Origin of the sequence: Shinella granuli (assembly GCF_004341885.1) — a bacterium.
GTDB lineage: Bacteria > Pseudomonadota > Alphaproteobacteria > Rhizobiales > Rhizobiaceae > Shinella > Shinella granuli.
Window position 1 is genome coordinate 1 of sequence record NZ_SLVX01000035.1, and the last position, 12796, is coordinate 12796.

13 protein-coding genes are annotated in these 12796 nt (G+C 64.1%); 7 read left to right on the plus strand and 6 right to left on the minus strand.

Annotation, left to right across the window (positions count from 1 at the left end; genetic code table 11):
- From EV665_RS29030 to EV665_RS29045, 4 genes are all read right to left on the minus strand, one after another.
- Window positions 1–222: ATP-binding cassette domain-containing protein (locus EV665_RS29030; RefSeq protein WP_133036817.1), on the minus strand; the 222-nt coding region annotated here is incomplete at its 3' end.
- Window positions 223–241: 19 nt separating this feature from the next.
- Window positions 242–1396 carry an amino acid ABC transporter permease gene (locus EV665_RS29035; protein ID WP_064330172.1) on the minus strand — a complete coding sequence of 385 codons (1155 nt, stop codon included), beginning with the start codon at window positions 1394–1396 and terminating at the stop codon, window positions 242–244.
- Between the two features lies 1 nt (window position 1397).
- The gene (locus EV665_RS29040) at window positions 1398–2606 is read right to left on the minus strand and encodes an amino acid ABC transporter permease (protein WP_133036818.1); all 1209 of its coding nucleotides are present in this window, start codon (window positions 2604–2606) and stop codon (window positions 1398–1400) included.
- Window positions 2607–2702: 96 nt separating this feature from the next.
- The gene (locus EV665_RS29045) at window positions 2703–3731 is read right to left on the minus strand and encodes an amino acid ABC transporter substrate-binding protein (protein ID WP_064330170.1); all 1029 of its coding nucleotides are present in this window, start codon (window positions 3729–3731) and stop codon (window positions 2703–2705) included.
- Between the two features lie 356 nt (window positions 3732–4087).
- Here EV665_RS29045 and EV665_RS29050 point away from each other — a divergent pair, with 356 nt between their 5' ends.
- A complete protein-coding gene (locus EV665_RS29050; RefSeq protein ID WP_133036819.1) occupies window positions 4088–5278 on the plus strand; it encodes a cystathionine beta-lyase in 1191 nt (396 codons plus the stop codon).
- Between the two features lie 9 nt (window positions 5279–5287).
- Here EV665_RS29050 and EV665_RS29055 read toward each other — a convergent pair whose 3' ends face one another.
- Both EV665_RS29055 and EV665_RS29060 read right to left on the minus strand, forming a co-directional pair.
- The gene (locus EV665_RS29055; RefSeq protein ID WP_133036820.1) at window positions 5288–6550 is read right to left on the minus strand and encodes an FAD-dependent monooxygenase; all 1263 of its coding nucleotides are present in this window, start codon (window positions 6548–6550) and stop codon (window positions 5288–5290) included.
- 22 nt (window positions 6551–6572) lie between these two features.
- The gene (locus EV665_RS29060) at window positions 6573–6821 is read right to left on the minus strand and encodes a zinc-finger domain-containing protein (protein ID WP_064330167.1); all 249 of its coding nucleotides are present in this window, start codon (window positions 6819–6821) and stop codon (window positions 6573–6575) included.
- A gap of 167 nt (window positions 6822–6988) precedes the next feature.
- Between EV665_RS29060 and EV665_RS29065 the strand changes: the two genes are divergently transcribed.
- The 6 genes from EV665_RS29065 (at window position 6989) to clpA (ending at window position 12783) form a co-directional block, all read left to right on the plus strand.
- Complete coding sequence (locus EV665_RS29065; RefSeq protein ID WP_064330166.1) at window positions 6989–7774, plus strand: alpha/beta fold hydrolase; 786 nt, start codon at window positions 6989–6991, stop codon at window positions 7772–7774.
- A gap of 88 nt (window positions 7775–7862) precedes the next feature.
- Window positions 7863–8696, plus strand: coding sequence for a serine O-acetyltransferase (gene cysE / locus EV665_RS29070; RefSeq protein ID WP_064330165.1), 834 nt, complete (start codon window positions 7863–7865; stop codon window positions 8694–8696).
- Window positions 8697–8849: 153 nt separating this feature from the next.
- A complete protein-coding gene (locus tag EV665_RS29075) occupies window positions 8850–9053 on the plus strand; it encodes a DUF3126 family protein (protein WP_064330164.1) in 204 nt (67 codons plus the stop codon).
- Window positions 9054–9273: 220 nt separating this feature from the next.
- Window positions 9274–9627 (plus strand): phasin family protein, encoded by a 354-nt coding sequence (locus EV665_RS29080; protein ID WP_133036821.1) that lies wholly within the window; start codon window positions 9274–9276, stop codon window positions 9625–9627.
- Between the two features lie 285 nt (window positions 9628–9912).
- Window positions 9913–10263, plus strand: coding sequence for an ATP-dependent Clp protease adapter ClpS (clpS, locus tag EV665_RS29085; protein ID WP_037408383.1), 351 nt, complete (start codon window positions 9913–9915; stop codon window positions 10261–10263).
- 9 nt (window positions 10264–10272) lie between these two features.
- On the plus strand, window positions 10273–12783 hold the full coding sequence (gene clpA, locus EV665_RS29090; protein ID WP_064330162.1) for an ATP-dependent Clp protease ATP-binding subunit ClpA: 2511 nt from the start codon (window positions 10273–10275) through the stop codon (window positions 12781–12783).
- Window positions 12784–12796: the final 13 nt, after the last annotated feature.

Here is a 12796-nt window from a genome sequence, read left to right on the forward strand (position 1 = left end):
CTGGCCCTTCTGGTGTTCTTCCAGGCGGTTGATGCAGCGGATCATCGTCGACTTGCCGGAGCCCGACGGGCCGGCGATGACGATGCGCTCGCCCTTCATGACCTTGAGGTTGATGTCGCGCAGCACGTGGAAATCGCCGTACCACTTGTTCATGTTGACGATCTCGACGGCGACATCCGTCGCGGAGACCGTCATCTTTTGCGCCTGGGCCTGGTTTGCCATTGTTGTTGTTTCCTCTCAGTTATCTCTTGTGGCCCGTGTCGAGCCGGCGTTCCACGAAGGCCGAATAGCGCGACATGCCGAAGCAGAAAATCCAGAACACGAAGCCGGCGAAGATCAGACCCGTCAACGGCGTGACCGGCGTGATCCAGCCCGAATCCCCAAAACTCGCCTTCACGATGCCGAGCAGGTCATACATCGAAATGATCGTGACGAGGGAGGTATCCTTGAACATGCCGATGAAGGTGTTCACGATGCCCGGGATCACGAGTTTGATGGCCTGCGGAAGCACGACGAAGGTCATTTTGTGGAAGTAGTTTAGACCAAGAGCGTCGGCCGCTTCATATTGCCCTTTCGGAATGGCTTGAAGACCACCGCGAATAACCTCCGCCATATAGGCGGACGCGAAGATCGACACGCCGATCAGCGCGCGCAGGAACTTGTCGATGTTGTTGCCGGGCTCGAGGAACAGCGGCAGGAGCACGCTCGCCATGAAGAGCACGGTGATCAGCGGCACGCCGCGGATCAGCTCGATGAAGGCGATGCAGACCGTCTTCAGGATCGGCATCTGCGAGCGCCGGCCAAGCGCCAGGAGGATGCCGGCGGGCAGCGAGACGACGATGCCGACGAAGGAGATGATGAGCGTCACCATCAGCCCGCCCCACAGCGAGGTCTCCACATGGCGCAGGCCGAACGTGCCGCCGAGCAGCAGGAAGAAGGAGACGATCGGGAAGACGACGAGCAGCAGGAGCGCGTTCAGCCCCTTGCGCGGCACCTTGGGGATCAGGAACGGGATGAGCAGGCCGACGAACATGGCGACGACGAGCAGCGGCCGCCACAGCTCGCCGCGCGGATAGGAGCCGAACATGAACTGCACGAAGCGGTCGTTCACATAGGCCCAGCAGGCGCCGCTCCAGCCGGCGGGAAGCTGCCCGCCCTGTTCGGTGGTGAGGCAGACGGTACGGTCCGCGCCGGTCCACACGGCGGAGATGAACAGCCAGTTGATGGCCGCCGGCAGGTACCAGACGATCGCCAGGATGGCGATGATCGTCATCGCGCCGTCGGTGGCCGAGGCGAAGAGGTTGTGACGAATCCAGGCGAGGGCCGAACTGTCGGAGGTCGGCGGTTTTTCCGCTTCGATGAAGCGGTCGCGGACATAGGTGATGCTTTCAGCCATCTCAGCGCTCCACCAGGGCCATCTTGGCGTTGAACCAGTTCATGAACAGCGAGGTGATGAGGCTGATCGAGACATAGATCAGCATCCAGATCGAGATGATCTCGATCGACTTGCCGGACTGGTTGAGGATGGTGCCGCCGACCGCGACGAGGTCGGCATAACCGACGGCGACCGCGAGCGAGGAGTTCTTGATGAGGTTGAGATACTGCGAGGTGAGCGGCGGGATGATGATCCTGAGCGCCTGCGGCAGCACGACGAGGCGGGTCGCCTGGCCGGGCCGAAGGCCCAGCGCATAGGAGGCTTCCGTCTGGCCCTTGGACACGCCGCGGATGCCGGCGCGCACGATCTCGGCGATGAACGAGGCCGTATAGAGCGACAGCGCGAGGTAGAGCGCCAGGAACTCCGGCCCGATCACCATGCCGCCCCGCATGTTGAAGGAGCCCGGCACCGCATAGTCGAGCGTCATCGGGCTGCCCATGACGAGGAAGACGAGGAAGGGGAGGAGCACGATCAGGCCGAGATTGACCCAGAGCACCGGCGGGCGCAGGCCCGTGGCGCGCTGGCGCGCATTGGCCCAGACCGTGAAGGCGATGGCCGCGACGATGCCGATCGCGAAGGCGATGACCACCGCGCCGAACCCTTCGCCGAAGACCGGCGCCGGCATGTAGATGCCGCGGTTCGAGATGAAGAAGACCGCGTCCGGGTTTTCCTCCAGGTGCTGGAAGATGGAGCGGATCGACGGCAGCAGGGCGAGAACGCCGAGATACCAGAAGAAGATGACGAGCAGCGGCGGAATGTTGCGGAAGATTTCCACATAGACCGTGCAGAGCCGCGCGATCAGCCAGTTGTGCGAGAGGCGCCCGATGCCGACCAGGAGGCCGACGATCGTCGCCGTGATGACGCCGGCGGCGGCGACGACGAGCGTGTTGATGAGACCGACCTGCAGCGCCCGGAAATAGGTCGAGTCGCTCGAATAGTCGATCAGGCTTTGCGCGAGGTCGAAGCCGGCGCGGCTGTTCAGGAAGCCGAAACCGGCCGTCATGTTGGCGCGCGCGAGGTTCTGGACGACGTTGTTCCACGCATACCAGACGACCGCGACGATCACGACGAGCGTGACGACCTGATAGACGATGCTTCTCAGTGCCGGATTGTAGAGAAGAGATACCTTCGGCGGTTCGCCGGACCCTGTTCGGGCATCCGCAAGAGCCATGCATTTCCCCTGACGTTGGTTCCGCCCTGTTTTCCGGGCGTTTGTTCAAAGGGGAGGGCGGTTATCCGCCCTCCCGGAAGGATTGGCGCGGGCCGCTCAGCGAACCGGCGGCGCGTATTGCAGGCCGCCCTTCGTCCACAGCCCGTTCAGGCCGCGGGCGATCTTGAGCGGGGAGCCTTCGCCGACATTGCGCTCGAAGGATTCGCCATAGTTGCCGACAGCCTTGATGATCTGCACGGCCCAGTCCTTGGGCAGGCCGAGGTCGGCGCCGATCGACGAGTCAGCCTCTTCGCCGAGGAAGCGCTTGATATCCGGGTTGGCGGATGCCTTCATCTCCTCGACATTGGCCGTCGTGATGCCGAATTCCTCGGCGGCGACCATCGCATAGTGCGACCAGCTCACGATATCGAGCCACCGCGAATCGTTCTGGCGGACGGCCGGACCGAGCGGCTCCTTGGAGATGATTTCCGGCAGAACCAAATGGTCGTCCGGGTTGGCCATCTTCAGGCGGATCGAGTAGAGGCCCGAGGCGTCGGTCGTGTAGGCGTCGCAGCGGCCGGCATTGTAGGCGGCGTCCGCTTCGTCCTGCGCTTCGAAGACGACCGGCTTGAAGTCCATGTTGTTGGAACGGAAGTAGTCGGCGAGGTTGAGTTCGGTCGTGGTGCCGGATTGCACGCAGACGGAGGCGCCGGACAGTTCCAGCGCGGACTTCACGCCGAGTTCCTTCTTCACCATGAAGCCCTGGCCGTCATAGTAGTTCACGGCGCGGAAATCGAAGCCGAGCTGCGAATCGCGACTGACGCTCCAGGTGGTGTTGCGGGCCAGAAGATCGATTTCGCCCGACTGAAGGGCCGGGAAGCGGTCCTTGGCCGAAAGCGGGGTGAATTTCACCTTGGTGGCATCGCCGAAGACGGCCGCGGCCACGGCCTTGCAGAGGTCGACGTCGAGACCCGCCCAGTTGCCCGACGAATCCTGCGCGCCGAAACCGGCGAGGTTCGAGCCGTTCACGCCGCACTGCACGAAGCCCTTGGCCTTCACGTCAGAGAGCGTGTCCGCCTGTGCTGCCGTTGCGCCAAGCCCCAGTACGGCAGCGCCGACGAGCGCCGTCACGATTTTTTTTGCCATTTTTTCACAACCTTTTTCTGTTGTCTTTGTTTTGTCCGCAGGTCCCGCGCCCTTGTCGGGCGCGCCCATGGAACTCGCCACCCTCCCGGCGCGAGGTTGCTTATCTCATGCTCAAAATTTCACAGGGTCAAGTGAGGGCGGCCATTTTCCGGTCGGTAACCTAAATTTGTCGGCCTGTGACCGGATTTTGGGCGAAAGATCGGGGATTTGTGCAGTAAATCGCTCAAAAAATTCGCGTCTTTAACACTTGAAGCGCTTTGGAAGCGGGGATTGCGTCGTCGCATGGGGTTGACCTGTCGCCCCGCCTGTCCAAAAGTCGGCGCCACAAACCCCCTCGCATCTTCTTCGGATCGATCATGAAAAACAGAGACGAAATCCTCGCCGGCGCCGGCGTGAACACCCGCCTTGCCCATGCCGGAAACGACCCGGCGGACTACCATGGTTTCGTCAATCCGCCCGTCGTGCACGCCTCGACCGTGCTCTTCCCGGATGCGGCAACGATGGAAAGCCGCGCGCAGAAATACACCTATGGCACGCGCGGCACGCCGACGACGGATGCGCTCTGCGCGGCCATCGACGAACTGGAGGGTTCCGCCGGCACCATCCTCGTTCCCTCGGGCCTTGCCGCCGTCACGGTGCCGTTCCTCGCCTTCCTGTCGGCCGGCGACCATGCGCTCATCGTCGATTCGGTCTATCACCCGACCCGCCATTTCTGCGACACGATGCTGAAGCGCCTCGGCGTTTCGGTCGAATATTACGATCCGGCGATCGGCGCCGGCATCGAGGCGCTGATCCGGCCGAACACCAGGCTGGTGCACACCGAGGCGCCGGGCTCCAACACCTTCGAGATGCAGGACATCCCGGCGATCGCCGCCATGGCGCACAAGCATGGCGCCGTGGTCAGCATGGACAATACCTGGGCGACGCCGCTCTTTTTCCGTCCGCTGGATTTCGGCGTCGACATTTCCATCCACGCGGCGACGAAATACCCGGCAGGCCATTCCGACATCCTTTTCGGCACCGTCTCGGCCAATGCGGCCCATTGGGCCCAGTTGCACGACGCGCAGATCACGCTCGGCACCTGCGCCTCGCCGGACGACGCCTACCAGGTGCTGCGCGGCCTGCGCACCATGGGTGTCAGGCTGGAGCGGCACCAGGAAAGCGCGCTGGAGCTGGCCCGCTGGCTGGAGGGCGTCGACGACGTCTCCCGCGTGCTTCATCCGGCCCTGCCGAGCTTTCCCGGCCACGCGCTCTGGAAGCGCGACTTCAAGGGCGCGAGCGGCATCTTCTCCATCGTCCTCAAGGGCGGTTCGCCGGAGCGCTACAAGGCGAAGGCCCATGCCTTCCTCGACGCGCTCGGCATTTTCGGCCTCGGCTATTCCTGGGGCGGCTTCGAGTGCCTTGCCGTGCATGTCAATCTCAACGACCGCCGCGTCGCCAAGGGGCCGGAGGAAGGCCCGGTCCTTCGTCTCCAGATCGGCCTTGAGGACGTGAAGGACATCAAGGCCGATATCGAGCGCGGGCTCGCGGCGGCGCGGGCCGTCTGAGGGGCCTGATCAGTCCGGCGTGCGGTAACCGTAGAGCCAGTCGAGATCGGCGGCGAGGCTTTCGGGGCCGCGCAGCGACAGGACGAGATTGCGGGTAAGCGCGATCGGGCCGCGGGCATGGTAGGCGAAGCGGTTGAAGGCGCCGCGGCTGCGCACCCTGGCGATTCGTTCGCGGCGGGTCGCCTCGAAGTGCCGCAGCGCCTGTCCCGTGTCGGATGCCCGGGCGAGGCGGTTTGCCAGCAGCGCCGCATCCTCGATCGCCATTGCCGCGCCCTGGGCGGCAAAGGGCGTCATGGCATGCGCGGCATCGCCGATCAGCACGGTCTTCCCACCATCGGTCCAGGCCCCGTCGGGGCATTCGAAGAGCGGCCACATCAGCGGATCGCGCGCCTCGGCAAGCAACTGGCGGATATCGGCATGCCAGCCGGAGAAGGCATCGAGCAGGCGGGCGCGGGCGGCGGCATCGCCCTTGCGGGACCAGCCGGCCGCCGGCGCCTGCCGATGCGCGTGGAGGGCGACGATGTTGAACGCCTGCGCCTCGGCGAGCGGATAGGCGACGAGATGGGCCTGCGGGCCGAGGAAGGCCGTGACGGTGCGTGGATTGAGGAAAGGCGGCGCGGCGCCATAGGGCACGAGGAAACGCCAGGCGATGGTGCCGGAATAGCGCGCGGGCAGGGCACCGGGCACCCCCTGGCGCAGCTGCGACCAGACACCGTCGGCGGCGATCACCAGATCGGCCGGTGCGGCGACCAGATCGTTTTCGTTTTTCTGCGAACCGTGAAAACGCCCCGGCCCTTCGGTTTCCCGCAATTCCGGATGCAAGGCCGCTGCGCGCCGTTGCTGGACTTGCTCCAGGGCATGCTCGGCCGTTTCGATTCGCCGGCCGGTCGTCAGCGTGCAGAGCGGTTCCCGGCTGACGGCGTCGAGCAGCACGGCCTGCAGCGAGGCGCGGTGCAGCACGCCGTAGGGCGCCCCCCAGCGTCCGCGTGCGGCGGCGCCGGCCGGGACGGAGGCGAGGGGGGCGAGCGCATGGCCCGAGGACAGCAGGATATGGTCCGGCTCGCTCCAGCGCGCGGCAAGGGCATCGAGCAGGCCGAGCTGGGTGAGGATGCGCGAGGCATTGGGCGAGAGCTGCAGGCCGGCGCCGACCTCTTCGAGGGCGGGGGCCTGTTCCAGGACATGCACCGCAATGCCCTTGCGGGCGAGCGCAAGGGCCGCCGTCAGGCCGGCAATGCCGGCGCCGACGATGCTTGCGGATTTTACGGAAGGCATGGTTGCGGCGGCCTTCCGGCCGTCACGCCGCGACCTGGTTGGTGAAGGTGCAGCCGGCCGGGTCGGTCTGGCTGGCCTTGAGCGCCGGGTTGTAGCGGTAGAGCGTCGAGCAGTAGGGGCAGACCTTCTCGTTGTCGTCCCCCATGTCGAGGAAGACATGCGGGTGGTCGTAGGGCACGGAAGCGCCGACGCACATGAATTCCTTCACGCCGATCTCGATCGAGCGATGGCCGCCGTCGTTCTGGAAATGGGGAATGCTGTGGCCAGCCATGTCGATGCTCCTGGAATGCCGTCTTTCTGGCGCGGACCATAGTCGCCTTCGCCGCAAATGTGTAGATGCAAAACCGCCGCGCCCCGGGAGATTTCCGCCTGCCGGCCGTTTTCTCCGCGGGCAAAGGGCAGTAAGAGCGGGGACATGCAAACGAAAGACGGCCCGCGATGAACCTCGATCCCCCGCCCTTTTCCCGTTTCACCCACGACGGCCTGGAGCTCGCCTTCTTCGATGAGGGCGATCCGTCGGGGCCTCCGGTGCTGCTGATCCACGGCTTTGCCTCCAGCGCCAATGTCAACTGGGTGTTTCCCGGCTGGCTGAAGACGCTGGGGGATGCCGGCTACCGCGTCATCGCGCTCGACAATCGTGGCCACGGCAGGAGCGCCAAGCCGCATGATCCCGCGCTCTACACGCCGCCGCTGATGGCGGGCGACGCCGCCGCGCTGCTCGATCACCTGGCGATCCCCGAAGCCCATGTCTTCGGCTATTCCATGGGCGCGCGCATCACCGCTTTCATGGCGCTCGCCCATCCGCACCGCGTGCGCTCCGTCGTCTTCGGTGGCCTCGGCATCGGCATGGTGGAAGGCGTCGGCGACTGGGACCCGATCGCCGACGCGCTGCTGGCGCCCTCGCTCGACGCCGTGACGCATGATCGCGGCCGCATGTTCCGCGCCTTCGCCGACCAGACGAAATCCGACCGGCAGGCGCTTGCCGCCTGCATCATGACCTCGCGCGATCTCCTGACGGCAGCCGACATGGCCCGCATCGACATGCCCGCGCTGATCGGCGTCGGCACGAAGGACGACATTGCAGGCAGCCCGCAGCCGCTCGCCGACCTCATGCCGGATGCACGCGCGCTCGACATTCCCGGCCGCGACCACATGCTGGCCGTCGGCGACAAGGTCTTCAAGCGCGCCGTGCTGGAATTCTATGCGCAGATCGGCGACCGCTGAGCGGCCGTTTACGACGATGGTCGCCGGCCATTTCGCGCCGGCGCCATTTGCTCTATATAGAGTGGGACAGACGACAAGGAGTGCGGCGATGGTCGCGATGAACGAACTGCGGGCCGGCGAGAAGCTCAAGGCCATGGATCCGATCTGGGACAGCCTGCGCGAGGAAGCCCGCGTCGCCGCCCAGGCCGAGCCGCTGCTGGCGGCCTTCCTCTATTCGACGGTGCTGAACCAGCGGTCGCTCGAGGAAAGCGTGATCCACCGCGTCTGCGAACGGCTCGACCATCCGGACCTGCAGGCCAACCTCCTGCACCAGATCTTCGACGAGATGCTGGACGAGTGGCCGGAATGGGGCGGCATCCTGCGCGTCGACATCCAGGCCGTCTACGACCGCGACCCCGCCTGCCTGCGCTTCCTCGATGCCGTGCTCTATTTCAAGGGCTTCCACGCCATCCAGACCCATCGCCTGGCCAACTGGCTCCATGCGAAGGGGCGGCGCGACCTTGCGCTCTATCTGCAAAGCCGCTCCTCCAGCGTCTTCCAGACGGACATCAATCCGGCCGCGCGCATCGGCAAGGGCTTCTTCCTCGACCATGCGACGGGCCTCGTCGTCGGCGAGACGGCCGTGATCGGCGACAATGTCTCGATCCTCCACAACGTCACGCTCGGCGGCACCGGCAAGGAGGGCGGCGACCGCCATCCGAAGATCGGCGACGGCGTGATGATCGGCGCGGGCGCAAAAATCCTCGGCAACATCCATATCGGCCATTGCTCGCGCATCGCCGCAGGTTCCGTCGTGCTCAAGCCTGTTCCGCCGAAATCGACCGTTGCGGGCGTGCCCGCCAAGGTGATCGGCGAGGCGGGCTGCAACGAGCCGTCCCGCGCCATGGACCAGCTTCTGGCCGCCTTCGACTACGACCTCTGACGGGCCGCGGAACACGGGCGGGCGGTTTTGCCGCTCGGCGCTGCGCGAACACGCCAACGCGGGAAAAGTCGCTTTCTTCCGGAATTCGAGGGTTTACAGGACCGGAAGCAGGTGCGAGAAGCGCGGCAACTCAACCGATGACGGAGACAGATCGTGAAGCCGGAAGAAATCAGGAAGCTCGAAGCCTACTTCAAGCGCAATCTCAACAAGGAGATTGTCGTGAAGGCCCGTCCGCGCAAGGACGAGTCCGCGGAAGTCTATCTCGGCGACGAATTCCTGGGCGTCATCTTCCGTGACGACGAGGACGGGGAACTCTCCTACAACTTCTCCATGGCGATCCTCGACATCGATCTGTGATCTGCCGGCAATCGCACGGAATAAAGGCCCGGTAGCCCTTGGCGCCGGGCCTTTTCATTATAATTTTGCGACAACTAGGCTTTTGTCAGCCCCAATAATCATGCCTATGACGCAAGGTCTTGCTTTGCCTGCGAAATATTGCATCGCAGCAATTCATTGACTTTTTTGTGCATCGCATATAGATTTTGGACCATATCACCGGGATCCAAAGGAGACTTCGATGTTCAATTTCGACGAGGCAAACAAGAAGAGCAAGGAAGCCGTGGACGCGTTCGTCAAGAGCTACACGACGGCCGCACAGGGCTGGCAGGCGATCGCCACCGAAACGGCAGACTATTCCAAGAAGTCCTTCGAAAACGGCCTCGCCCACTTCGAGAAGCTCTCGGGCGTCAAGAGCGTCGAAGCCGCTCTCGAACTGCAGACCGCCTTCGTGAAGTCCTCCTATGAAGGTTTCGTCGCCGAAGCCACCAAGCTTGGCGAAATGTATGCCGATCTCGCCAAGGGCGCCTACAAGCCCTACGAAGCGCCGGTCGCCAAGGCCACTGCTGCCGCCAAGGCCGCCGTCGCCGCCTGATCTTTCAAAGTACTGCGTACGCGTATAGCGTTCATGGGCCGGCTGTGGGCAACCGCAGCCGGCCTTCGCGCGTTCCGGGGATTGCGCGAGGCTGACGCAGCGGCAGCAAATTTCGCTATTTCCTTCGGATGACCCGCGATTATGATTGCAGTGCGAAGCGGGGGTCTTACAATCGTGTGCCGAGACATTAGATAACAGGTCCAGAAGACAACCTCGGACAGGCGGTACGCCACAGGTAAGCGACCGCGATCAAGGGCCCGCACAGTCAAGGGAATGAAGACGAAAATGGATGTGAGACGGGTTCGAATGCAGGATGGGGAAGGCGGCGGCGACACTCCCGGTCGCAGCACCTCCGTCATTACCCGCACGAAACCTAAGACGAAGAAGCCGAGCCTGTATCGCGTCCTGCTTCTCAATGATGATTATACGCCCATGGAGTTTGTGATCCACATCCTGGAACGTTTCTTCCAGAAGGACCGGGAAGCGGCCACGCGGATCATGCTGCATGTGCACAATCATGGCGTAGGCGAGTGTGGCGTGTTCACCTACGAGGTTGCCGAAACCAAAGTGACACAGGTGATGGATTTCTCCCGCCAGCACCAGCATCCGCTGCAATGTGTCATGGAAAAGAAATGAGGAACGAACGTGCCAACATTTTCTGCCAGCCTTGAAAAGGCCCTCCACCAGGCACTGACCTATGCGAACGAGCGCCATCACGAATATGCGACGCTCGAACATCTCCTGCTCGCCCTGATCGACGACGGAGATGCGGCCGCCGTGATGGGCGCCTGCAACGTCAATCTCGACGTTCTGCGCAAGACCGTCACCGATTATGTCGACCATGATCTCGCCAACCTGGTGACGGGTTACGAGGAGGATTCCAAGCCGACCTCCGGCTTCCAGCGCGTCATCCAGCGCGCGGTGATCCATGTCCAGTCCTCCGGCCGCGAGGAAGTGACCGGCGCCAACGTGCTCGTCGCGATCTTCGCCGAGCGCGAGAGCCATGCCGCCTATTTCCTGCAGGAGCAGGAGATGACGCGCTACGACGCCGTCAACTTCATCTCGCACGGCATCGGCAAGCGCCCCGGCACCTCCGAGCAGCGCCCGGTGCGCGGCGCGGATGACGCCGAGAACGAACAGAAGCAGACCCGCGGCGCCAACGAGCAGGAGGAGCCCGCCAAGAAGCAGGACGCCCTGACGGCCTACTGCGTCAACCTCAACGAGAAGGCGAAGGGCGGCAAGATCGATCCGCTGATCGGCCGTCACGCCGAGGTCAACCGCACGATCCAGGTCCTGTGCCGTCGTTCCAAGAACAACCCGCTCTATGTGGGCGATCCCGGCGTCGGCAAGACGGCCATCGCCGAGGGCCTCGCCAAGCGCATCGTCGAAGGCAAGGTGCCGGAAGCGCTGGCCGACGCGACGATCTTCTCGCTCGACATGGGCACGCTGCTCGCCGGCACCCGCTATCGCGGTGACTTCGAGGAGCGCCTGAAGCAGGTCGTCAAGGAACTGGAAGACTATCCGGGCGCCGTCCTCTTCATCGACGAGATCCATACGGTCATCGGCGCGGGCGCCACCTCGGGCGGCGCGATGGACGCCTCGAACCTCCTGAAGCCGGCGCTCTCCTCCGGCGCGATCCGCTGCATCGGCTCGACGACCTACAAGGAATACCGCCAGTTCTTCGAGAAGGACCGGGCGCTTGTCCGCCGCTTCCAGAAGATCGACGTCAACGAGCCGACCATCGACGACACGATCGAGATCATGAAGGGGCTAAAACCCTATTTCGAGGAGTATCACAAGCTCCGCTATTCCAACGAGGCGATCAAGACCGCGGTGGAACTGTCGGCGCGCTACATCAACGACCGCAAGCTGCCGGACAAGGCGATCGACGTGATCGACGAGACCGGCGCGGCCCAGATGCTGCTGCCCGCCGGCAAGCGCCGCAAGCTGATCACCGAGAAGGAGATCGAGGCGACTATCGCCACCATGGCCCGCATTCCGCCGAAGACCGTGTCGAAGGACGACGAGCAGGTGCTCGCCAACCTCGACAAGGAGCTGCGCTCGGTCGTCTACGGCCAGGACCTCGCCATCGAGGCGCTGTCGTCGGCGATCAAGCTGTCGCGGGCCGGTCTTCGCGAACCGAACAAGCCGATCGGCTGCTACCTGTTCTCCGGCCCCACCGGCGTCGGCAAGACGGAAGTCGCCAAGCAACTCGCAGCGTCGCTCGGCGTGGAGCTCCTGCGCTTCGACATGTCGGAATACATGGAGCGGCACACGGTTTCCCGCCTGCTCGGGGCACCTCCCGGCTATGTCGGCTTCGATCAGGGCGGCCTCCTGACCGACGGCGTCGACCAGCATCCGCATTGCGTGCTGCTGCTCGACGAGATCGAGAAGGCGCATCCGGACCTCTACAACATCCTGTTGCAGGTCATGGATCACGGCTCGCTGACCGACCATAACGGCAAGAAGATCGACTTCCGCAACGTCATCCTGATCATGACGACCAATGCGGGCGCTTCCGACATGGCGAAAGCCGCCATCGGCTTCGGCTCGTCCAAGCGCGAGGGCGAGGACATGGAGGCGATCAACCGCCTGTTCACGCCGGAATTCCGCAACCGCCTCGATGCGATCATCCCGTTCGGCTCGCTGCCGACGCCGGTCATCCACCAGGTCGTGCAGAAGTTCGTCATGCAACTGGAAACCCAGCTTGCCGAGCGCAACGTCACCTTCGATCTCCAGCCCGAGGCGATCTCCTGGCTGGCGGAGAAGGGCTACGACGAGAAGATGGGTGCCCGCCCGCTGGCGCGCGTCATCCAGGAGAACATCAAGAAGAAGCTCGCCGACGAGATCCTCTTCGGCAAGCTGAAGAAGGGCGGCGTCGTGCGCGTCACCGTCGGCCTGAAGGAAGACGGCTCGAAGGGCCTGATCCTCGACGCCGTGCCGGAAACCGCGCCGATCAAGCCGAAGGCCGAGGTCGAGGAGGCAGCCGCCAAGAAGGCCAAGCCCCGCAAGCCCAAGGAGACCGTCGCCGCCGAGGCCGCGCCCGCCAAGGCCCGCGCTTCGAAGAAGGCGGTGGAGGCCAAGGCCGAGGAGCCGAAGGACGAGCCGCCGCGCAAGGCGTCCGGCGCCGTTCCCAAGGTGCCGCGCAAGAAATAACGGTTTGCAGATT